This is a genomic window from Streptococcus cristatus, from assembly GCF_003943505.1.
Taxonomy (GTDB): domain Bacteria; phylum Bacillota; class Bacilli; order Lactobacillales; family Streptococcaceae; genus Streptococcus; species Streptococcus cristatus_E.
Map to the genome: position 1 here is coordinate 88,399 of NZ_RJPS01000007.1, position 21,185 is coordinate 109,583.

19 protein-coding genes are annotated in these 21,185 nt (G+C 43.7%); 2 read left to right on the plus strand and 17 right to left on the minus strand.

Annotated elements, in window-relative coordinates; genetic code table 11:
- Positions 1-32 precede the first annotated feature (32 nt).
- Both nrdE and nrdF read left to right on the plus strand, forming a co-directional pair.
- Entirely contained in the window at positions 33-2,192 is a 2,160-nt protein-coding gene (nrdE, locus tag D8792_RS07445) for a class 1b ribonucleoside-diphosphate reductase subunit alpha (RefSeq protein WP_125373531.1), read from the plus strand.
- 133 nt (positions 2,193-2,325) lie between these two features.
- Positions 2,326-3,291, plus strand: coding sequence for a class 1b ribonucleoside-diphosphate reductase subunit beta (gene nrdF, locus D8792_RS07450; RefSeq protein WP_125373532.1), 966 nt, complete (start codon positions 2,326-2,328; stop codon positions 3,289-3,291).
- A 53-nt stretch (positions 3,292-3,344) separates the two neighbouring features.
- Here nrdF and D8792_RS07455 read toward each other — a convergent pair whose 3' ends face one another.
- The 17 genes from D8792_RS07455 to D8792_RS07540 all read right to left on the minus strand — a co-directional run bounded on the left by D8792_RS07455 (position 3,345) and on the right by D8792_RS07540 (position 20,971).
- Positions 3,345-4,343: a PhoH family protein gene (locus D8792_RS07455; RefSeq protein WP_125373551.1), complete on the minus strand. Its 999-nt coding sequence runs from the start codon at positions 4,341-4,343 to the stop codon at positions 3,345-3,347.
- Between the two features lie 89 nt (positions 4,344-4,432).
- The gene (locus D8792_RS07460; protein WP_005589581.1) at positions 4,433-4,648 is read right to left on the minus strand and encodes a YozE family protein; all 216 of its coding nucleotides are present in this window, start codon (positions 4,646-4,648) and stop codon (positions 4,433-4,435) included.
- Complete coding sequence (gene cvfB, locus D8792_RS07465; RefSeq protein ID WP_125373533.1) at positions 4,649-5,503, minus strand: RNA-binding virulence regulatory protein CvfB; 855 nt, start codon at positions 5,501-5,503, stop codon at positions 4,649-4,651.
- A 99-nt stretch (positions 5,504-5,602) separates the two neighbouring features.
- Positions 5,603-6,160 (minus strand): ribosome recycling factor, encoded by a 558-nt coding sequence (frr, locus tag D8792_RS07470; RefSeq protein WP_125373534.1) that lies wholly within the window; start codon positions 6,158-6,160, stop codon positions 5,603-5,605.
- Positions 6,161-6,178: 18 nt separating this feature from the next.
- Positions 6,179-6,904, minus strand: a complete 726-nt coding sequence (gene pyrH, locus D8792_RS07475; protein ID WP_005589574.1) for a UMP kinase — start codon at positions 6,902-6,904, stop codon at positions 6,179-6,181.
- 129 nt (positions 6,905-7,033) lie between these two features.
- On the minus strand, positions 7,034-8,248 hold the full coding sequence (locus D8792_RS07480) for an ABC transporter permease (RefSeq protein ID WP_125373535.1): 1,215 nt from the start codon (positions 8,246-8,248) through the stop codon (positions 7,034-7,036).
- Positions 8,245-9,138 carry an ABC transporter ATP-binding protein gene (locus D8792_RS07485; protein WP_125373536.1) on the minus strand — a complete coding sequence of 298 codons (894 nt, stop codon included), beginning with the start codon at positions 9,136-9,138 and terminating at the stop codon, positions 8,245-8,247. Before D8792_RS07485 ends, D8792_RS07480 begins: the two co-directional genes overlap by 4 nt.
- A gap of 180 nt (positions 9,139-9,318) precedes the next feature.
- Positions 9,319-10,230, minus strand: coding sequence for a magnesium transporter CorA family protein (locus D8792_RS07490; RefSeq protein WP_125373537.1), 912 nt, complete (start codon positions 10,228-10,230; stop codon positions 9,319-9,321).
- Between the two features lie 350 nt (positions 10,231-10,580).
- On the minus strand, positions 10,581-12,125 hold the full coding sequence (locus D8792_RS07495) for a peptide chain release factor 3 (protein ID WP_125373538.1): 1,545 nt from the start codon (positions 12,123-12,125) through the stop codon (positions 10,581-10,583).
- Between the two features lie 439 nt (positions 12,126-12,564).
- Complete coding sequence (locus D8792_RS07505) at positions 12,565-13,245, minus strand: YwaF family protein (RefSeq protein ID WP_125373539.1); 681 nt, start codon at positions 13,243-13,245, stop codon at positions 12,565-12,567.
- Between the two features lie 108 nt (positions 13,246-13,353).
- Positions 13,354-14,046 (minus strand): YwaF family protein, encoded by a 693-nt coding sequence (locus tag D8792_RS07510; protein WP_125373540.1) that lies wholly within the window; start codon positions 14,044-14,046, stop codon positions 13,354-13,356.
- A gap of 118 nt (positions 14,047-14,164) precedes the next feature.
- Positions 14,165-15,538 (minus strand): UDP-N-acetylmuramoyl-tripeptide--D-alanyl-D-alanine ligase, encoded by a 1,374-nt coding sequence (locus tag D8792_RS07515; protein ID WP_125373541.1) that lies wholly within the window; start codon positions 15,536-15,538, stop codon positions 14,165-14,167.
- 104 nt (positions 15,539-15,642) lie between these two features.
- A complete protein-coding gene (locus D8792_RS07520) occupies positions 15,643-16,689 on the minus strand; it encodes a D-alanine--D-alanine ligase (protein WP_125373542.1) in 1,047 nt (348 codons plus the stop codon).
- Positions 16,690-16,837: 148 nt separating this feature from the next.
- Complete coding sequence (gene recR / locus D8792_RS07525; protein WP_045496451.1) at positions 16,838-17,434, minus strand: recombination mediator RecR; 597 nt, start codon at positions 17,432-17,434, stop codon at positions 16,838-16,840.
- A gap of 53 nt (positions 17,435-17,487) precedes the next feature.
- The gene (pbp2b, locus tag D8792_RS07530) at positions 17,488-19,545 is read right to left on the minus strand and encodes a penicillin-binding protein PBP2B (RefSeq protein WP_125373543.1); all 2,058 of its coding nucleotides are present in this window, start codon (positions 19,543-19,545) and stop codon (positions 17,488-17,490) included.
- Positions 19,546-19,674: 129 nt separating this feature from the next.
- A complete protein-coding gene (locus D8792_RS07535) occupies positions 19,675-20,367 on the minus strand; it encodes a phosphoglycerate mutase (protein WP_005589536.1) in 693 nt (230 codons plus the stop codon).
- 151 nt (positions 20,368-20,518) lie between these two features.
- Positions 20,519-20,971: a Fur family transcriptional regulator gene (locus D8792_RS07540; protein WP_125373544.1), complete on the minus strand. Its 453-nt coding sequence runs from the start codon at positions 20,969-20,971 to the stop codon at positions 20,519-20,521.
- Between the last annotated feature and the right edge of the window lie 214 nt (positions 20,972-21,185).

Consider the following 21,185-nt stretch of genomic DNA (forward strand, 5'->3'; position numbering starts at 1 on the left):
AAAGCAAAAGACATTTTAGAAAAAGGAAAATTATGGGACTCAAACACTTAGAAGATGTGACTTACTTCCGTCTAAATAACGAAATCAACCGTCCAGTCAATGGGCAAATCATGCTTCACAAAGACAAGGAAGCTTTGGAAGCCTTCTTTAAAGAAAATGTTGAACCAAACACGATGAAGTTTGCTTCTATTACTGAAAAAATTCAATACTTAATCGAAGAGAACTACTTGGAAAAAGAATTTATCCAACTCTATTCTCCTGAATATATTGAAGAGTTGTCTGCTTTTATCCATGCTCAAGATTTCAAGTTCAAATCTTTCATGGCTGCCTATAAATTCTACAACCAGTATGCACTGAAGACAAATGATGGTGAATACTATCTGGAAAGCATGGAAGATCGGGTGCTCTTTAATGCCCTCTACTTTGCCAACGGAGATGAAGCCATTGCCAAGGATATTGCTAATGAAATCATCCACCAGCGCTACCAACCGGCGACACCAAGCTTCCTCAACGCTGGTCGGGCTCGTCGTGGTGAATTAGTTTCCTGCTTTCTCATCCAAGTAACAGATGATATGAACTCAATCGGCCGCTCCATCAACTCTGCCCTGCAATTGTCTCGTATCGGAGGCGGGGTCGGTATTTCTCTCAGCAATCTGCGGGAGGCTGGAGCACCTATCAAGGGCTATGAGGGAGCAGCGTCTGGCGTTGTACCTGTTATGAAACTCTTTGAGGACAGCTTCTCCTACTCTAACCAGCTGGGTCAACGTCAGGGAGCTGGAGTTGTTTACCTCAATGTCTTCCACCCAGATATCATCGCCTTCCTTTCTACTAAGAAAGAAAATGCTGACGAAAAAGTTCGGGTTAAAACCCTCTCGCTCGGAGTCGTGATTCCAGATAAGTTCTACGAATTGGCGCGTAAAAATGAAGATATGTACCTCTTCAGCCCGTATTCTGTTGAACGCGAGTACGGTGTGCCATTTGCCTACCTTGACATCACTGAAAAATACGATGAGTTGGTCGCTAACCCTAAGATCACCAAGACCAAGATCAAAGCTCGTGATTTGGAAACAGAAATTTCTAAACTCCAGCAAGAATCTGGCTATCCTTATGTCGTGAATATCGATACTGCCAACCGTTCCAATCCAATCGACGGCAAAATCATCATGAGTAACCTTTGCTCTGAAATCCTGCAGGTACAAGAGCCTAGCCTTTTAAATGACGCACAAGAGTATCTCCACTTGGGAACAGATGTGTCATGTAACTTAGGCTCTACCAACGTTGTCAACATGATGACTTCGCCTGACTTTGGAAAATCCATCCGGACTATGACACGCGCCCTGACCTTTGTCACTGACAGCTCGCACATTACAGCTGTTCCTTCAATTGACCACGGTAACAGCCTAGCCCACACCTTTGGCCTGGGAGCTATGGGACTGCACAGCTACTTGGCACAGCAGCTGATCGATTATGGATCTGCGGAAGCTGTAGAGTTCACTAGCATCTACTTTATGCTTATGAACTACTGGACCTTGGTTGAGTCTAACAATATCGCTCGCGAGCGTGGCGTGACCTTCCATAACTTTGAAAAATCTGACTATGCCAACGGAACTTACTTTGACAAATACCTGACGGGTGAATTTGTACCTAAGTCTGACCGTGTCAAAGAACTCTTCGCAGGTATCTTTATCCCATCTGCAGAAGATTGGGCAGAGTTGCGCGACAAGGTCAAGGCTGATGGCCTTTACCACCAAAACCGCTTAGCTGTTGCACCAAATGGCTCTATCAGCTATATCAATGATGTTTCTGCTTCAATCCATCCAATCACTCAGCGGATCGAAGAACGTCAGGAAAAGAAAATCGGTAAGATCTACTATCCTGCGGCAGGTTTGTCAACTGAAACCATTCCTTATTATACTTCTGCCTACGACATGGACATGCGCAAGGTGATCGATGTCTACGCAGCTGCAACTGAGCACGTGGACCAAGGACTTTCACTGACACTCTTCATGCGTAGTGACATTCCAAAAGGCCTCTACGAGTGGAAAAAAGAAAGCAAGCAAACAACCCGTGACCTTTCTATCCTGCGTAACTATGCCTTCAACAAGGGAATCAAGTCCATCTACTACGTCCGCACCTTTACTGACGATGGCGGCGAAGTAGGAGCTAACCAATGTGAAAGCTGTGTGATCTAGTAAGTAACAATTTACAATTACACCATTTAAATTCAACAAAATTAAAGTATAAAAAACAATTATCGCAATGTCGCCAAAGAAATTATTCCATTGGCGACATAAGCAAGTATTAGAAGTTTAAAGCGAGATTATCATGGAAACATACTATAAAGCCATAAACTGGAATGCTATCGAAGATGTCATCGACAAATCAACTTGGGAAAAGCTGACGGAGCAATTCTGGCTCGATACACGAATTCCCTTGTCTAATGACCTAGATGACTGGAGAAAATTGTCCCACAAGGAAAAAGACTTGGTCGGTAAGGTCTTCGGAGGATTGACATTGCTGGATACCCTCCAATCTGAATCTGGTGTGGATGCTCTACGCAAGGACGTCCGTACTGCCCACGAAGAAGCTGTCTTCAACAACATCCAGTTTATGGAGTCCGTTCACGCAAAATCTTACTCTTCTATCTTTTCTACCTTGAATACCAAGGCTGAAATTGAAGAAATCTTTGAATGGACTAACACAAACCCATACCTACAAAGAAAAGCAGAAATTATCAATGAAATCTACCTCAATGGTAGCCCCCTTGAAAAGAAGATTGCTAGTGTTTTTCTTGAAACCTTCCTCTTCTACTCTGGTTTCTTTACACCCCTCTACTATCTCGGTAACAACAAACTGGCCAACGTTGCGGAAATCATCAAACTAATCATCCGTGATGAATCTGTTCACGGAACTTACATTGGTTACAAATTCCAACTTGGTTTCAACGAATTGCCGGAAGAAGAGCAAGAAAAACTCAAAGAATGGATGTACGACTTGCTCTACACCCTCTACGAAAACGAAGAAGGCTATACAGAAAGCCTCTATGACGGTGTTGGCTGGACCGAAGAAGTGAAAACCTTCCTTCGTTACAATGCCAACAAGGCCCTCATGAACCTAGGACAGGATCCACTTTTCCCAGATTCAGCAGACGATGTCAATCCAATCGTCATGAACGGAATCTCAACAGGAACATCTAACCACGACTTCTTCTCTCAAGTCGGAAATGGTTACCTTCTTGGTGAAGTTGAAGCCATGCAAGATGATGACTACAACTACGGTTTAAGCAAATAATTTGCAGACACTAGAAAACGACTAACTTGCTCATCAAGTTAGTCGTTTTTTTATCAGCTAATTCTTTCGTCCTCAGCTACTTCACTATCCTCTTTCTTAGGAGCTGGCGGTTCATAGGCACGGATAATTTGCGCCACCACTGGATGGCGAACCACATCCTTGGCGGAGAAATGAACAAAATCAATCTGGGAGATGTTTTTCAATTTCTCCTGAGCGTCTATGAGACCAGATTTGACATTGCGAGGCAGGTCAATCTGGCTGATGTCTCCATTGACAATCATCTTGGACTGGAAGCCCAGACGTGTCAGAAACATCTTCATCTGCATGATGGTGGTATTCTGAGCTTCATCCAGAATGACAAAGGCATCATCCAGCGTCCGCCCCCGCATATAGGCCAGGGGTGCAATCTCAATGATTTCTCGCTCCATGAGGCGTGTCGTCTGGTCCTTGCCCAAAATCTGATACAAGGCATCATAGACTGGTCGCAGATAAGGATCCACCTTTTCCTTAAGGTCACCAGGCAGAAAGCCCAAACTCTCACCAGCTTCTACCGCTGGTCGCGTCAAGATGATGCGTTTGACCTGCCCACGCTTGAGAGCTGTCACGGCCAAGGTCACCGCTAGAAAAGTCTTCCCTGTTCCAGCTGGCCCGATACCAAAGACGATATCATGATTTTTAACACTGTCCACATAGATTTTCTGGCCAAGTGTCTTGACCCGAATCGGCTTGCCATAGCTGTCCTTGATAATCTCTTCTTCATAAAGAGCTACAAACTTATCAATCTCGTCATTTTTGACCATGGTAATGGCTGTTACCACATCGGGCGTTCCGATAGTCATACCACGATTGACCAAGACCAAGAGAGCCTGAATGACCTGGCGAGCCTCCTCACAGGCGGCCTCCGTGCCCAGAATCTGCACAATCTCGGTTCGGGCATGGATGGTGACATTTAATTCCTGCTCCATCAGGCGCAGATGGCGTTCATTAGAGCCAAAGAGATGAAAGGCATCATCTGGATGGCCCAGTTTCAATTCTACTGAATGTTCCTGCAAACAAAGAACCTCTCTCATTTATTTTTTGAATGAATTACCTTTATTATATCAAAGCAAGCAGAAAATGACTATCCCTAGCCACTATCCACTTAATGGGCCTGATACTCTTCCCAAATAGCATCAAACTCGCCCAAGTTAAAGGAAAAATTTGCGTGCTCCTCCAGAAAACGACTGACCTCATCAAAATCATCCGTATGCTTGGGAAAGGCCGTGTCCTGAAAAGCCAAATCCGCCAAAATTGCTTTGGGCTTATTACTTTTAGGATTGCGCTCCGTCATCAGCCAGCTGTAAAAAGATTTTCTCATTTAAATCAACTCCGTTCCAGTTGGATCTTGCTTGATTTTACCAGCTTTCATCAGACCACCCAAAGCTTTTTTAAACTGGCCTTTGGAAATACCAAAAGTGGCCTTGATGTCATCTGGTGAAGATTTGTCATTCAAAGTCATGAAGCCACCGTTGCTCTCCAGATAGGTCAGAATCATCTGGGCATCGTTTTCCAGCATTTCAAAGGAGCGAGGCTTGAGGGAGAGATTAAGGGTGCGGTCTACTTCACGGAAGCCAATTACTCGTGCGTCTAAGACCTGCCCCAGACGTGGCTCTGCATAGCGCTCGCTCGGATGGATAAAGCCCAGCATATTATTCTCTGGCAGGTAGACGAAGGTGCCAGAAAGCTTGAGCCGATAAACGATGGCCGGCCAATTTTGGTTCTGCATGTTATTGTAGGCAGGACGAGCCAAGCGCTGGAAGTCCTCCTGATAGGCCAGTTGACCCCAGATGCGGTCTTTCTTGTCCACATCCAGACGAATATAGAGGCGGTCGCCCTTCTTAGGCCAAAGTTCCTTGATTTCTGGCAAGATGTCTAGTGACACGACGATTTGCTTATCCGGCAGGCCGGTATCGACAAAGACGCCTAGATCCTTGCGAACCTCCGTCACTGTTCCCCAGCCAAACTGCTCTTGGGTCGCTGTGACTTCAAGAGTCGTCAGGCGAAGCTTCTGCTTCATATCGCTGTAGGCAAAGCCCTTGACAGACTGACCAAGCTCATGCGGTCCCTCTTCTTTAGAAAGGGCATAAGTTTGTCCATCCTTTTGAACAAAGTAAAAACGATCATTTTCATCCGTGATAATCCCCACGATGAAGCTAGCAAGATTTGTGTTCATATAGTCCTACTTCTACCTTGCCTCTTCTAATCGCAAGGATTTTTATGTTAAAACAACTCAGCCAGCCTAGGCCAACTGAGTTTTGATTCTGCTAAAATATTAAACTTCTAGAAGTTCCTTTTCCTTAGTCGCTGTCATATCATCGATATGCTTCACTGCATCATCAGTGACTCTTTGGATATCCTTTTCAAGAACCTTCAATTCATCTTCAGTGATTTCTTTAGCTTTTTCCTGTTTCTTGGCTTCGTCCATAGCATCGCGGCGGATGTTACGAATCGCAATCTTAGCATTTTCACCGACTTTTTTCACTTCTTTAGCCAATTCACGACGAGTTTCCTCTGTCAGAGCTGGAATGACCAAACGAATGACAGATCCGTCGCTAGATGGTGTAATACCTAAGTCAGAGGCATTGATGGCACGCTCGATATCCTTGATAGAAGACTTATCAAAAGGTGTCACCAAAAGAACACGCGCTTCTGGAATTGTGATAGAAGAGAGTTGGTTAAGCGGTGTCTCTACTCCATAGTATTCCACATGGATACGATCCAAAAGGCTAGCATTAGCGCGGCCTGCACGGATGCTACCAAATTCACGCGCCAAACTTTGGTGCGAATGGGTCATTCTTTCTTTTGCTTTTTCTACAATTGCATTTGCCATTTTCTTTTCTCCTGATTTTTATAAATTATTTGAGACAGTTGTCCCGATTTGCTCGCCAAAGACTACTCGTTTGATATTGCCCGGTTCATTCATATTGAAGACGACTAGGTCAATGTCATTGTCCATAGAAAGGGTAGAAGCAGTCGAGTCCATGATGCGCAAGCCTTTGTTGATAACATCACGGTGGGTCAATTCATCAAATTTCACAGCCGTTTTATCCTTGTTTGGATCGGCATTATAGACCCCATCCACACCATTCTTAGCCATGAGGATAGCATCTGCCTCAATTTCAGCAGCCCGCAGAGCAGCTGTCGTATCTGTTGAGAAATATGGTGAACCAATACCAGCACCGAAAATAACAATCCGACCTTTTTCCAAGTGACGAAGAGCACGTCCACGAATATAAGGCTCAGCTACCTGCTGCATGGCAATTGCTGTTTGAACGCGGGTGTCAACGCCCACTTGTTGCAAGGAATCTGCCATTACAAGTGCATTCATGACGGTTCCCAACATGCCAGTATAGTCCGCTTGAACGCGATCCATGCCTGCTTCTGCTGCTGGTTCGCCTCGCCAAAGATTACCGCCACCGATAACCAAGGCAATTTGAATGCCCAGTTCATGGACTTCCTTGATTTCTTCAGCCATCTTTTGGACAGTGGCGATGTTGATCCCTACACCTTTTTCGCCAGCCAAAGCTTCTCCAGATAGTTTAATCAAAATACGCTTATATTTAGGTTCTACCATTTTTCCACTCCTTGTTTTATCTGTACTATTTTACCATAAATTCCACTTTTTACCTAGCCCTATTATTCAAAATATTAAATTAAAATACAAAAAGAAAACTTCACCAGATGACTCCAGTGAAGTTGTGAACTATTTATATTTTAAAGCCCGTTTGAAGGTCTTCCAAGCTCCCAAATCATCCGTCTGCAGGACAAGGCTGGAGTAGATTCGCGCGATGAAAACTGTCATCATCACCGCAAAAGCAGCTGTAATTCCTAGAGAAAGCCAAGCTTCCAAGCTGGTCGCATAACCATTGATAGCTCGGAAAGGCATGAAAAAGGTTGAGATGAAAGGAAGATAAGAACCAACCTTCAAAATCACATTATCTCCTGCTGCCCCCAAAGCTGAAACTCCCATAAAGCCGACCAAAATCAGCATGATAACTGGCGAAAGGACTTTTCCTGTATCTTCTGCTCGTGCCACCATTGACCCAAGAAAGGCTGACAAGACAACATACATAAAGATACTAACAGCTACAAAAGCTAGGGTATTCAAGGAAACAGCTTCTCCGATATACTGCTGAATGGCTGGATTGCTCTTCAATACTTGGGATACAAGAGGAATGCTGTCCGCAAAGAGAAAGGCCACCAGTCCACCAAGCACATAAATGCCCAGATGGCTAAGAATCACTGCAAAAATCCCAATCATACGGGCATAGAAATAATCCGTCGCCTTAATACTGGAGAAGATAACTTCCATGATTTTTGTGCCCTTTTCACTGGCTACATCTTGGGCAGTAATGCTGGCATAAGTAATCAGAATCATATAGAGCAGGAAGCCCAGTCCCATTGCAGCAAAGGTCTGAACCATCTTCTTGCTTTCTTTATTTTCATCGATTTTTTCTTCAAACTGGACTGTCCGTGCAAGAATCTGACTCTGCTCATCTGATAATTCGGCCTGAGCCAAGTTTAAAGCCTGCTGGACCTGAGTAAGGGAATTGGACAGAGCCATTTTTGTGACAGCATTCATACTGGTTTCTGCATAGTAGGTGGCAGAAAGCTGTCCACTTCTTTCCTCAATCGTCAGATAGCCCGCGATTTTCTTATCTTTTACAGCCTGCTTGGCTGCAGCTTCATCTTTGTACTGAAAACTCAGCTGATCTTCAGCTCTTAATACTTCTCTGACAGAATCAAGCTGGGTCAGCACTGCTACTTTTTTGGAAGAGGCCATCGAGCTCCCCTGCAGATAGCCAATCCCCAAGCTCAGCCCAAGAAAGAGAAAAGGAGACAAGACCATAAAGACAAAACTCCAAGACTTGACATGACGCAGGTAGGTTTCTTTGATTACGATTAACATTTGTTTCATACTTCCACCCCTGATTCTAATTTGAAAATTTCATCAATTGTCGGTGCCTGCTGGTCGAAAGTTGCCACATAGCTTCCCTGAGTCAAGCGATCAAACAATTCAGGACCAGCTGTTTCGTCGTCCAAAATCAATTTCCAGATGCCTTGCTTGGTCTGCGTCGCCTTGACAACATGGTGCAGGGCTTCTAATTCAGCCTGTGACAAGTCACTTGAAACGAAAAGACGAGTCTTGCCATATTGGTTGCGGACTGCTTGTACATCGCCATTGAGAACTACTTGCCCGTCACGAATCATCAGGACATCATCGCACAGCTCTTCCACATTTGTCATGACATGATCCGAGAAGATAATCGTCGCTCCGCGTTTCTTCTCCTCAACAATGACTTCCTTCAAAATTTCAGTATTGACAGGATCCAGACCGCTGAAAGGCTCGTCTAAAATAATCAAGTCTGGCTCATGCAGGAGCGTGATAATCAGCTGAACCTTTTGCTGGTTCCCCTTAGACAAACTCTTGATTTTGTCGGTTAATTTCCCCTTGACCTGAAGCTTTTCCATCCACTGAGGCAGTTTTTCTTTGACAACAGCTGTCGGCACACCTTTTAGATTTGCCAGATAGCGCACTTGCTCAAAGACCGTCAGCTTGGGCATCAGGCTTCTTTCCTCTGGCAGATAGCCAATCCTGCTATAGGTCTCCTGCTCAATAGCCTGCCCTTCGAAACGGATCTCTCCACTATAGTCTAGGAAGCGCAAAATACTGTGAAAAATCGTTGTTTTCCCAGCACCGTTTTTCCCAATCAGACCAAGGATATGCCCCGGCTGGGCTTCAAAATCAATACCGAACAAGACTTGCTTTTGCCCAAAACTTTTTTCTAGTTTTTCTACATGCAGCATATGAAACCTCCTATTATGATACTAAGATTATTATACTACTTTGAAAGCAGTTTTTCATCTTTTTGTCCTACTATACAAGAAATTTTCTCTTTATTTTTCATAAACAGAAGATGAAACTCACTCCAGCTAACACCACAAAAAAATGAGGCTCGAAAGTCTCATTCGTTTAATGTATTTTATTCATCGCTCTTTATTGACCACCCAGTTGAGGAGCTTGGTCAAAAGAACCCAAAGGACAATACTGATGGTGACAATGTAAAGCCAAGCATTCTTGTCCGTTGCCCAAGGTAGGGGCACATTCATACCAAAGAAGCCGGTGATAACGGCTAAAACTGCTAGAAGGACCGAAATAATGGTCAAGACAGTCAAATTATCGTTCAGATTGTTGTTTAAGATGTTATTGTAGGAGCCCGAAAGCTGGCTAAGAACCTGAGCAATCAAATCCGTCATTGAAACCAGCTGACGTGCTTCAATCATGGCATCTTCAAACTGCTCTGTTTCTAGTTCATCAAAGCCACGATAAACAGCATGACTCTTGATGTGCTCTAGCAGTATGTTATTTTGCTTGGATGCCGCCACTAGATAGACCATGGAAGTTTCCAAGTCCGAGAGGGCAAACAAGTGCTTTTTAGTAGTTTTCTGACGTAAAAGCCGGTTAAGCTCATCCTTGCGCTTGTCCATCTGCTCAATGACCGGATAGTAGGAATTGGAGATCAACTCCAGACTAGCAAAAAGAAACTTATAGACCGACACAGGCTCATGATGCTCCGTGTAGGCCTTCATGATATCGACCACATAGGCATTGTCTTGATTGCAGATCGTGATGAGGCGATCCTGCTGTACCACGAAAGTCATCGGAATGGTCTCATAGTGGTCCTTCTCTGGCACTAAATTTAACACATTATAGATGAAAAGAACCGTCCCATTCTCACGATTGTAGTCCATGTGAGCCCGCTCGTTTTTATCCAGTGCATACTCGATGGTTTCAAGGTCGATATTGTAATCCTGATAAATCTGTCCATTCTTTTTAACATCATCTGAGTCAATGTTGATCCAGACAGATTGGTCTTTTAGTTTTCTCTCCAGAAACATAGAACTCCTTTCTGGGATCTAGAATGATTGTCTAATAGCTCACGCCTAATATCCACACTTAGCCTCATAGCCAAAACTCCTATGTCCTGACAATAACCAAGCAAATCGGTTTCATTTGCCAAACGTAGTTAGGTAGCCTGACTGGTTTTACGAATCGATACTATTCGTAAAACTTTCCTAGTGAAGCGTTTAGGTAAGCCGCCATAGCGGTTACCGATTGTTAGATTACGACACTGAGTTTTACAAATCGATTTCATTTGTAAAACTCAGTTAGTGAGGCAGTTAGGTAAGTCTAATAGGACTTGCCGTAGTCTACTTAGATTGCTATGCAATCAAGTAGGCTTACTGAATCACATCTTTTCCTCCAGCTCTACGTCTGGGTACTTGTCTGCAAACCAGCGGAGGGCGAAGTCATTCTCAAAGAGGAAGACTGGTTGGTCGAAACGGTCTTTGGCTAAGATATTGCGGCTTGAGGACATCCGTTCATCCAAGTCCTCAGGCTTGATCCAACGAACCGTCTTTTTACCCATTGGAGTCATAACAACTTCAGCGTTATACTCACCTTCCATACGGTGTTTAAAGACCTCAAACTGGAGTTGACCAACAGCGCCTAGCATATACTCACCTGTTTGGTAGTTCTTATAAAGCTGAATGGCTCCTTCTTGCACTAATTGTTCAATCCCCTTGTGGAAGGATTTTTGCTTCATGACGTTCTTAGCAGAAACTTTCATGAAAATCTCAGGGGTAAAGGTTGGCAGTGGTTCAAATTCAAACTTGTTTTTTCCAACTGTCAAGGTGTCTCCAACCTGATAAGTACCTGTATCGTAAACCCCGATGATATCACCTGCCACGGCATTGGTCACATTTTCACGACTTTCCGCCATAAACTGAGTAACATTAGACAGCTTGGCACCTTTACCAGTTCGAGGCAGATTGACACTCATGCCACGTTCAAATTCACCTGATACGATACGGACAAAGGCAATGCGGTCACGGTGACGAGGGTCCATGTTGGCTTGGATTTTAAAGACAAATCCGGAGAAATCTTTATCATAAGGATCGACAATTTCTCCATCTGTTTTCTTGTGGCCATGCGGTTCTGGCGCAAATTTCAAGAAAGTTTCAAGGAAGGTCTGCACACCAAAGTTAGTAAGAGCTGAACCGAAGAAGACAGGTGTCAATTCTCCAGCTAAAATAGCTTCCTCTGAGAACTCATTCCCTGCTTCCTTCAGGAGCTCAATGTCATCCTTAACTTGCTCATAGAAAGGATTGCTACCAAAAAGCTTGTCCCCATCTTCTAGACTAGCAAAACGCTCATCCCCTTTGTAGAGCTCCAAGCGTTGGTTATAGAGGTCATACAAGCCTTCAAAGGCTTTCCCCATCCCGATTGGCCAGTTCATTGGGTAACTAGCAATACCAAGAACTTCTTCCAATTCTTGCAAGAGGTCCAGTGGCTCACGGCCATCACGGTCTAGCTTGTTCATAAAGGTAAAGACTGGAATGCCACGGTGTTTGACAACCTCAAACAACTTCTTGGTTTGGGCCTCGATACCCTTGGCAGAGTCCACGACCATGACCGCAGCATCCACCGCCATCAAGGTCCGATAGGTGTCTTCAGAGAAGTCCTCGTGCCCTGGTGTGTCTAGGATATTGACGCGTTTGCCGTCGTAGTCAAATTGCATAACAGATGAAGTGACCGAAATCCCACGTTGTTTCTCGATATCCATCCAGTCAGACTTGGCAAAAGTTCCTGTTTTCTTTCCTTTTACGGTACCAGCCTCACGAATCTCGCCTCCGAAGTAGAGCAACTGCTCAGTGATGGTCGTTTTCCCCGCGTCCGGGTGGGAAATAATGGCAAAGGTGCGGCGTTTCTTAATTTCTTCTTGTAAAGTCATCTTCTTCTCTTTCTTTCATTTTAGGATAATGGTGAATGTCAGTATTTTTTTATTTTACATCGGAATATTCCAATCCTTTCAACCTACCTATTATAGCGGATTTGGCGCTTTTTTTCAATTATCTGAAGAAGATAAAGAGGCTGGGACAAAAGTCCTAGCCCCTCAATTGTCTTTGGATTGTCGAGCAAGACGCAGTGGTTGAGTGGACTCTATTACGCTGATTTCATCAGCTTTTACAGCCCTACTCAACTGTGCGGAGGTGGGACGACGAAATCGAATTCTAACGAATTACCGATTTCTGTCCCACTCTCCTATTCTTTATATTTGGCTAACTTGTCTTAAGACACTGCTAAAGAAAAAAATTGCAAAGATTAAGATTAAAATCAGATTTAAGAAAACCCCCGCCAACTATACTTGACAGGAGCTATAAAATGCAATATTAAACAATTTCTAGCTGCTTTTTCCACCGTTTCTTAAATATTTCATCAAAAAGAAGCAAAGTAGCGGACAAAATAATCGATACAGCTAGATATTTTACTAAAAGATTGTGCTGACTGATAAAAGGCGGACTTTTTAGCAGACCGTAATTTCCACCCGTCACTTGATTGACACCGACAAGAAAGGCATCGAGCACAAAAGTATAGAGAACAATCATGTATTTCTTGAGCTGGGTCTTGTCGTAGTGATTCATCAGATAAATTAGGGAATTAACCAAGAGGGCATAGTGACCAATCAGGAAAGAAAAACTGGTAATATGCGGGAAATCATAAGGATCAAAGACTGGATAGCCGAGGGCGAAGACTGCTCCGCTGGCTCCTAAAAGAGCGAAATACTGCTTGCTAGGCCATTTATCTGGCAAAAAAACCACCGCAAACATGGCCAAACGGCAATGGTACAAAGGCAAACTGTTTGCCAGAGGAAGCTGAAAACCCACATACCAACTATAAAGAATTGCCAGTTGGCACAATTGAAGAATTTTCATGCTTTTTACAAAGCTAGGATTCTTATGGTATTTTATCGATGCGTAGATGGATAGCAAAAGCAGTGCCATCATCAAAGAGTAGGCCAAAGCTGATACAAAGGGTGGTTCAGTTTGGTTGGTAGTCAAAAAATGATGCATCTGGTTTCCTTTCTACTTTTAAAATCTGTATGTTCAAACTCCCAGTCAGATTGAAAATTTAGGCAGAATTTTCCTAGTTGCTAGAGAAATCATTTCCTCTTCCAATCCTTATTGGGTCAATCGCTCTGCCTGTCTTTCCTTCATTTCTTTGAACAAGTAAGAAAATAGAAGCAAGGCAGCCGCTAAGACCATCGACACAATCAGATAGTTGCCAAGCATACCATAATCTCCTACCAGAGGTGGCTCCTTTAAGAAACCGTAGTTTCCTCCAAATACAATATTTGCAAGCAGGATGAGAAAATCTAAGCCAAAGGTGATTTCTACAATACGGCGATAGGACAGATTAAGTCTATCATAATGCTTCATCAGGTAGATAATCGAATTGCCTAGCAGAGCCAAATGACCGATGAAAAATGAAAATAGCGTGATATGTGGAAATGGATAGGGGTCCAAAATCGGATAGACAATGGCGCAAATCGGTCCAAATACTCCCAATAAGGCAAAATATTGCTTATAAGCTACTTTATCTGGCAGTAGCAATACAGCAAACATAGCGACTCGGCAATGGTACAAGGGGAGACTCTCCGACAAAGGCTCCTGAATAGCCAAGTACCAGCCATACAAAGAGACTAATTGCACAATTTGGGCAACTCTAAAAAAAGTTTGCACTTTCTTTTGCTCAAAATAACGACTAGCAACATAGATGACGGACACTAGGCTCATCATGAGCAGAATATAAGCAAAAGGCGTCATCACAGGCGGTTCTGTTTTGTGACTAGTAAAAAAATCTAGTAAATTCATCTTTAAAATTTTNATCCTAATACATAATTTTTAAGGACACTGGGCTTGTTCTTCCTAGCAAAGTCCTTCATTTCTTTTTAAAAAGTTTTTCAGTTGTCTAGCTAGCCCAGGGGAAGTATCACTTGTCCCCATGCTCCAAGGCCTCCACTAGTTTATCCAACTTCATCGAATTACTACCCTTGAGCAAGATTTGGTCGGCTGATTGCAACCAAGTCTTAACGGTCTTGATCAAATCTTCAAACTGATCCTTGTCAGCATTTTTGACAAAATAATGCACCCGATTTGGTGGATAGATTTCCCGAGCATAGACGTAGAGGGCTTCCATATCCTCTCCATAGAGGAAAAGATCGGTAATAATCTCTGGATTGAGACTGGTAATCATGGCTCCGTGCATAAGCTTGGAGTCAGCACCCAGCTCTTTCATATCCGCCAAGACTGCAGCCTTGCGGCCACCCTGACTAGCTGGAATCGCTGAGAAGGTTTCAAGAATCAAGCGCATAGCTGTTGGGTTGGCATTGTAGACATCTGACAGGATATCGGCCCCATTAGCCGCCTTCTTCCACTCGGTTCGGTTGCGGGTCAATTCCAGCTGGGCAAAGGCCTGACGAATCGCCGACTCACTGACACCCTCCTGCAAGGCTACGTAAGAGGCGATCATGGCGTTAGTCGCATTGTATTTGCCAGTCACAGGTAGGTCAATCGCCTGCTCCAGAAAATTCGCTTCAAAGGTCAAGCTGTCTTTGCGCTCTTCTAGACGGGTCAAGCAAATATCTGCATCAGGACCAAAGCGGACTACTTTTTGCTGATCTGGCAGAAAGTCATTGACAATCTTATCAGCTGGAGCCAAGAGCAAGCCGCCTTTCTTCATGCCATCTGCAATTTGCATCTTTCCTTTAGCAATCTCCGTACGGCTTCCGAAAAATTCTAAGTGAGCTTCGCCAATCAAGGTCACAATGCCAGTTTTTGGCTTGGCAATTTCAGATAGAAGATGGATATCTCCTAAGTGGTCCTGTCCCATTTCCAAAACTAGCTTTTCTGTGTCGTCCGGCATGTGGAGCACCGTGTAGGGCAGACCGATTTCATTATTATAGTTGCCTTGGGTCTTATAGGTTTTGTAGCTAGTAGCCAATAGCTGAGCCAGCATATCCTTGGTTGTAGTCTTCCCATTGGAGCCTGTCACAGCGAGCACATCTACACCTGTCTTTTCCAGATAGTATTGAGCCAAAGCTTGAAAGGCCGCTAGTACATCATCGACCAAGACATAAGGTCCTTCTGCTACTGGACGCTCAGACAAGGTAGCCGCAGCTCCCTGAGCGAAGGCCGTCGCAATAAAGTCATGACCGTCACGCGCCCCCTTGATCGGGATAAAAAGATCCCCCGCCTCAATCAAACGGCTGTCAAATTCAGCATTTCTAAAAGTCACATTTTCAAACTGACTGACATCATTTTTCGCAGCCAAAACTTCTGCTATTTCATATAAATCTAATTTCATATTTTTAACTCATTTTTTCGCTTTTTCCCAAAAAAGAAGGGAGTGAGGCCAAACTCAATGTTGAACATTCAGTTTGTCATCTCAGTCCCTCTATTATATCATATTTATAAAAGATGCGCTTCTCTCTGAGCAAAGGCCTCTTCAGCTAGATTTACCAATTTCTCAATCAACTCGGAATAAGGCAGTCCCATATTTTCCCAAAGCAAGGGATACATAGACCATTGAGTAAAGCCAGGCATGGTGTTGAGCTCATTGAGGAAAATGTCCCCCTCTTCGGTGTAGAAGAAATCACAGCGAGCCAATCCCTGTCCGCCCAAGGCACGAAAGGCTGTCTCAGCATTGGTACGCATGACTGCAATAACCTCGTCCGAGATTTTCGCAGGAATGTCCATGGTAATCTTGTTGTCAATATACTTGGCTTCATAGTCGTAGAAAGCCACATCCTTGACCACTTCGCCCGGCAAGGTGCTCTTAACGTCATAATTTCCTAAGAGACCAACCTCAATCTCACGCGCATTGACTCCCTGCTCAACCAAAACACGGCTGTCGTACTTGAAAGCCAAATCCAATGCCGCTCGCAGCTCCTCTTGATTCTCAGACTTGGAAATACCAACACTAGAACCCATATTAGACGGTTTGGTAAAAATCGGATAAGTCAATTTTTCTTCGATTTCGGCAATTTTTTCTTCCAGATTTTCACCTTCAATCACCGCTACATAAGGCACCTGCGGAATTCCAGCAGACTCCAGAATACGTTTGGTGGTGATTTTGTCCATGGCAACACTGGAAGACAAGATATTGCAGCCCACATAAGGAAGTCTCAACACTTCAAGGAAGCCTTGAATAGAGCCATCCTCGCCCATCGGTCCATGAAGAACAGGAAAGACAACTGCATTTTCCTCATAAATATCACTCGGTTTGACTTGCTGTGAAAGATCAACCGTTGCATTGGTCATGAGTTTTTCATCCGCAGCTGGTTTTTCCGTCAATTCCTGTGTTTTGATAAAATCGCCAGCTTTTGTGATGAAATAAGTCTTGACAGAAAATTTGTCATAATTGACAGCTCGCATGACACTCTCAGCCGACAAGACTGAAACTTCTCGCTCAGCACTACGGCCACCGTATAGTAAAATCAAGGTTTGTTTGACCATTATCTTATCCTAACATTTCTAGCTATAAGTTCATTTGGGGTTGCCCCATCTTCTTTTTAGACTGTTTCAGTATACCACATTTCCTGGCATTTTTGAATAGAAAAAAGACTTCCAAAGCTGTTTTTCAGCAGGAAATCTTTCTTTCGTCTTACAATTCTGTCCGATTTTCAATGGCTCGGAGCAGGGTCACTTCGTCTGCGTATTCGATATCAGCGCCCACAGCCAGTCCGCGAGCCAGTCGAGTCACCTTGATACCTGCAGGCTTGAGCACACGAGAAATATACATAGAAGTCGCTTCTCCGTCAGCCGTTGCATTGGTAGCTACAATCACTTCCGTCACTTGACTGTCCATCAAACGAGTCAAGAGGCTCTTGAGGTTGATGTCATCTGGTCCTACACCGTTCATAGGGGAAATGAGGCCATGGAGGACATGATAAAGGCCGTGGTATTCTTGGATATTTTCCATGGCAGACACATCGCGGCTATCCTCAACGATCAATATCACGGTCTGATCACGCGTTTGATCCGTACAGATAGCACAAGGATCATCGTCCGTCAGATTGCCACAGATAGAGCAGTAAGTCAACTCGCGTTTAGCAGCTAGTAGATTTTTGGCGAATTCATTGACATCATCGTCACTCATCCCGATGGTATAAAAGGCCAGACGAGTAGCTGTCTTAATGCCGATACCCGGCAGCTTGGAAAAGCTATCAATCAATTTAGCGATAGGGGTTGGATAAAGCATAATAGTAATAGTTGAGCAGTAAAATCTCGATCCGATTCTACTGCTTTTCCTTTCTAATTCATAGGGTGCTGTTGATTATAAAGGTTGATAATATCACGAGTGATACTGTGGCTGACTGTTGAAGAGAGGTCAGTATTATGTGGAAATACTACGGCCACAGCTATTTTAGGTCGATCGCTTGGTGCATAGGATACTACATTGGTATTGATAGCAGATGTACCACCGTTGACAAAAGTTTCGGCAGTACCTGTTTTGGCACTTATAGAAATCATAGCGCCCTGCGCAATCGTCCGTCCAGTTGTAAAGCCACTCCATCCATTGACCACCTGATAGAAGCCTTGTTTTATCAGAGCCATATCTTCCTCAGAAATATTGACCTGATTTAGCTCTTTGGTTTCCTTCTTCTCAATCAAGTCTCCCAAGCCGCCTTGGTCATTGTTGGCGTAAATGCCTTCGACCAGATGCGGAGCAACCCGTTTGCCGTTATTGGCTACCGTCGACGCATATTGAGCCAACTGAAGTGGGGTATAGTTATCAAACTGACCAAAAGCATTGGTAATGTAATTGCTAACTGTGAAGTTTTTGGGAATGTAGCCTGTAGATTCTGTCGGTAAATCAATTCCTGTCTCAGTCCCCAGACCGTATTCTGCAAAAGTCGAACGGAGTTTTTTCATTGAAGCATCGACATTGTTGGTTCCTAAGGCCATATTTGGGCTATACGGAGTCCCCAGCATATTTAGGGCCACCTGAACCATATAGGTATTGGACGAGTATTCCAGAGCCTCAACCGCCGTAATAGAACGTGAACCATAGGCTGTAAACCAAGAATTGATAGGAGCAGAACCCGCGAAAAGAATCGGCTGATCGACCAAGGATTGATTCCCAGAAATGGCTCCGTACTGCCAACCAGCGGTTAAGGTAGCCGCCTTGACGACAGAACCTGGAACAAAGACATTTGTAATGGTACCCAGCGCATCCGCCGAGATATCGCCAGTTTCCAGATCATGCTTGACACCAGCCAGAGCCAAGATTGACCCCGTATTGGGATCCATAGCCACGGCATAGACGCCTTCTGAATAGGTGGCATTGCCCTTGGCTAGCTCCATATTAAAGGCATTTCTGAGAATATCCTCGACTCCCTGCTGGAAAGTCAGATCCACAGTTAGCTTCAAATTGTTCCCTTTGCTGCCTTCGGAAATGGTCTCAACGCTCTCCATGTTGCCATTTTTGTCCAGCCGAATTTCTTTTTCCGCTCGTTTTCCTTGTAAAACAGACTCATACTCTTTTTCCAGATAAGAAATTCCCACTCGGTCATTCAGAGAATAGCCCTTCTTGACATAGTCATCCGCTTCCTCAGCTGGCAGACCTGTTTTTTCGGTTGAAATTTGACCAACAATCGAAGCCAACGATGTTTCCAAAACCTTCCGGTTCCAGCTGGTTGAAATACTAATACCCGGAAGCTCTTTGCCGATGGACGCAATTGTAGCGACCTGCTCCGTCGTCAAGTCATCCGTCTGAATCGTCCCTGTTGAAAAGTTTGGAACAGCATTCATCTGGCTAAATAGAGCGATAATCCTCTTTTCCTCATCTGTATAGCCTAGCTGGCTTGGATCAATACTCTCCGCCGCTGCCTTATAGATCTTGGCTTCAGGCAAACGATTGCCATCCGTATCAAATTTTTCTTCCTTGGGTAATTTTTCAACTACTTCTCGGTAAACTTTATTATCCGCCAGATAATAATCAACCTCTTGGCGCTCGGTCACCTTTAGGTCAGACACTGACACATACTGCAGTAACTTTTGTGCTGTTTCACGGATTTCTTCTGCTGTCAGTTTATTATCGCGTGTAAAGGTCACCACTTGCTTGGTTGTGTTCTCCACCAAGGGCTTGCCTGAAGCGTCATAGATCTGCCCACGAACCGAACTTGATTTAATCTTCGTTTTACTTGCTTTAGCTAATTTATCTGTATAAAATTCTTGATTGACGACCTGCATGTAGCCCAGACGAGCGATCAGCACCAAAAATAAGGCTCCGACAATTCCAAATAGAAGGTAGAGTCGGCCTGTGATAGAATGACTATCAAATTTTCTCTTAGACATTTCTTCTCTCATCCTCGTAAAAATCTATCTTTTATTTTACCACATTTCCCCAGCAATGAAGCATGGAAATCTAAAAGGATCGAAAAAGAATTTTTCTCCAACAATGAGAAAAAGCCCTGCTAAGCAGAGCTTCATCATCAATTATTTTCCAAGGTAGTATTCAGCAACTACGTTCAATTTTTCGTCGAATTCGAATACCAATGGTGGGAAGTTAGGGATTTCCACATCCATGATTTCGTCATCTGACAATTGTTTGATGTGTTTAACAAGAGCACGGATTGAGTTACCGTGAGCTCCTACGAATACGTTTTTACCATCTTTAAGTGCTGGAGCGATTTTGTCTTCCCAGAATGGAAGGGCACGTTCCAAAGTCACTTTCAAGTTTTCAGCATCTGGGATAACTGAGTCGTCAAGTGAAGCGTAACGACGGTCAGTGTGAGCTGAGTGCTCATCATCACGGTCCATGTTTGGAGGCAATACATCGTATGAACGACGCCAGATGTGAACTTGCTCATCACCAAATTGCTCAGCTGCTTCAGCCTTGTTTTTACCAGTCAAACCACCGTAGTGACGTTCGTTCAAGCGCCATGATTTTTCAACTGGAACCCAAAGTTGGTCAGCTGCTTCAAGCGCCAAGTTTGTTGTTTTAATCGCACGTTTCAAAACTGAAGTGTAAGCTTGGTCAAATTCGATACCTGCTTCTTTGATCAATTTACCAGCGTCGATTGCTTGTTGTGTCCCTTTTTCAGAAAGATCTACATCAGCCCAACCAGTGAATAGGTTAGCTTTGTTCCATTCAGACTCACCATGGCGAGCAAAAACCAATTTTACCATTAGATGGATTCTCCTTTTATTTTCCAGGGTTTACCCCGTTTATCTATTCTATTTTACAAAATTTTCTCTCAAAAATCTAGTCTCAGTGAGATATTTGTGAAATTTTCCACTTGCTCAGCCTTTTGAGAAAATCAATTCTCACTCAAGACTTCTAGCTAGCCACTTGTTCTTGCTGAGCGCACTCTGGACAAATGCCATAAACGACCATCTGGCTCTTCGTGATTTGATAACCAGTCTGCTCTGCTGCTTCCTGCTGAACATCTGGCAAATCCAAGTCCATATCTGCAATCCGACCACATTTTTCACAAATGACATTGAGGTGCTGATGCCCCATAAAATCATAATAGGTCGTCGTGTCATTACGAACCTTGAGCTCAGATACAAAGCCCTCATCAATCAACACTTTTAGGTTGTTATAAACAGTCGCTAAGCTCATATTGGGAAATTCAGGCAAGAGGGCTTGGTAAATCATCTCTGCGCTAGGGTGGTCATGACTGCTGATGATAAAAGCAATCACGGCCTTTCTCGTCTCTGTGATTCGAACACCTTTCAGCCTCAGATGTTCAATTACTTCCTGGTAATTCTTTTCATACTCTTCATGCATCTTCTCTATACTCCATCTACATTCATTTCTAGCTTATTTCCATTATATCATGACAAACATAGATTTTCTATTAAGAATGATTGTAAATAAGGAAAAATATTAAGCCATCTAATAGACTTATTCATTTTAATTAAGTAGATTTTTGCCTCAAAGCACGATATGATAGAGATGTTAACAAATATGTAAGCGCTTAATTTTGATATATCGGTTTTAT

Coding starts and splice junctions, on each gene's coding strand:
- nrdE (WP_125373531.1), top strand. CDS start 33: ATGGGACTCAAACACTTAGAAGATGTGACTTACTTCCGTCTAAATAAC.
- nrdF (WP_125373532.1), top strand. CDS start 2,326: ATGGAAACATACTATAAAGCCATAAACTGGAATGCTATCGAAGATGTC.
- D8792_RS07460 (WP_005589581.1), bottom strand. CDS start 4,648: ATGAGAAAATCTTTTTACAGCTGGCTGATGACGGAGCGCAATCCTAAA.
- cvfB (WP_125373533.1), bottom strand. CDS start 5,503: ATGAACACAAATCTTGCTAGCTTCATCGTGGGGATTATCACGGATGAA.
- frr (WP_125373534.1), bottom strand. CDS start 6,160: ATGGCAAATGCAATTGTAGAAAAAGCAAAAGAAAGAATGACCCATTCG.
- pyrH (WP_005589574.1), bottom strand. CDS start 6,904: ATGGTAGAACCTAAATATAAGCGTATTTTGATTAAACTATCTGGAGAA.
- D8792_RS07480 (WP_125373535.1), bottom strand. CDS start 8,248: ATGAAACAAATGTTAATCGTAATCAAAGAAACCTACCTGCGTCATGTC.
- D8792_RS07485 (WP_125373536.1), bottom strand. CDS start 9,138: ATGCTGCATGTAGAAAAACTAGAAAAAAGTTTTGGGCAAAAGCAAGTC.
- D8792_RS07490 (WP_125373537.1), bottom strand. CDS start 10,230: ATGTTTCTGGAGAGAAAACTAAAAGACCAATCTGTCTGGATCAACATT.
- D8792_RS07495 (WP_125373538.1), bottom strand. CDS start 12,125: ATGACTTTACAAGAAGAAATTAAGAAACGCCGCACCTTTGCCATTATT.
- D8792_RS07505 (WP_125373539.1), bottom strand. CDS start 13,245: ATGCATCATTTTTTGACTACCAACCAAACTGAACCACCCTTTGTATCA.
- D8792_RS07510 (WP_125373540.1), bottom strand. CDS start 14,046: ATGAATTTACTAGATTTTTTTACTAGTCACAAAACAGAACCGCCTGTG.
- D8792_RS07515 (WP_125373541.1), bottom strand. CDS start 15,538: ATGAAATTAGATTTATATGAAATAGCAGAAGTTTTGGCTGCGAAAAAT.
- D8792_RS07520 (WP_125373542.1), bottom strand. CDS start 16,689: ATGGTCAAACAAACCTTGATTTTACTATACGGTGGCCGTAGTGCTGAG.
- recR (WP_045496451.1), bottom strand. CDS start 17,434: ATGCTTTATCCAACCCCTATCGCTAAATTGATTGATAGCTTTTCCAAG.
- pbp2b (WP_125373543.1), bottom strand. CDS start 19,545: ATGAGAGAAGAAATGTCTAAGAGAAAATTTGATAGTCATTCTATCACA.
- D8792_RS07535 (WP_005589536.1), bottom strand. CDS start 20,367: ATGGTAAAATTGGTTTTTGCTCGCCATGGTGAGTCTGAATGGAACAAA.
- D8792_RS07540 (WP_125373544.1), bottom strand. CDS start 20,971: ATGCATGAAGAGTATGAAAAGAATTACCAGGAAGTAATTGAACATCTG.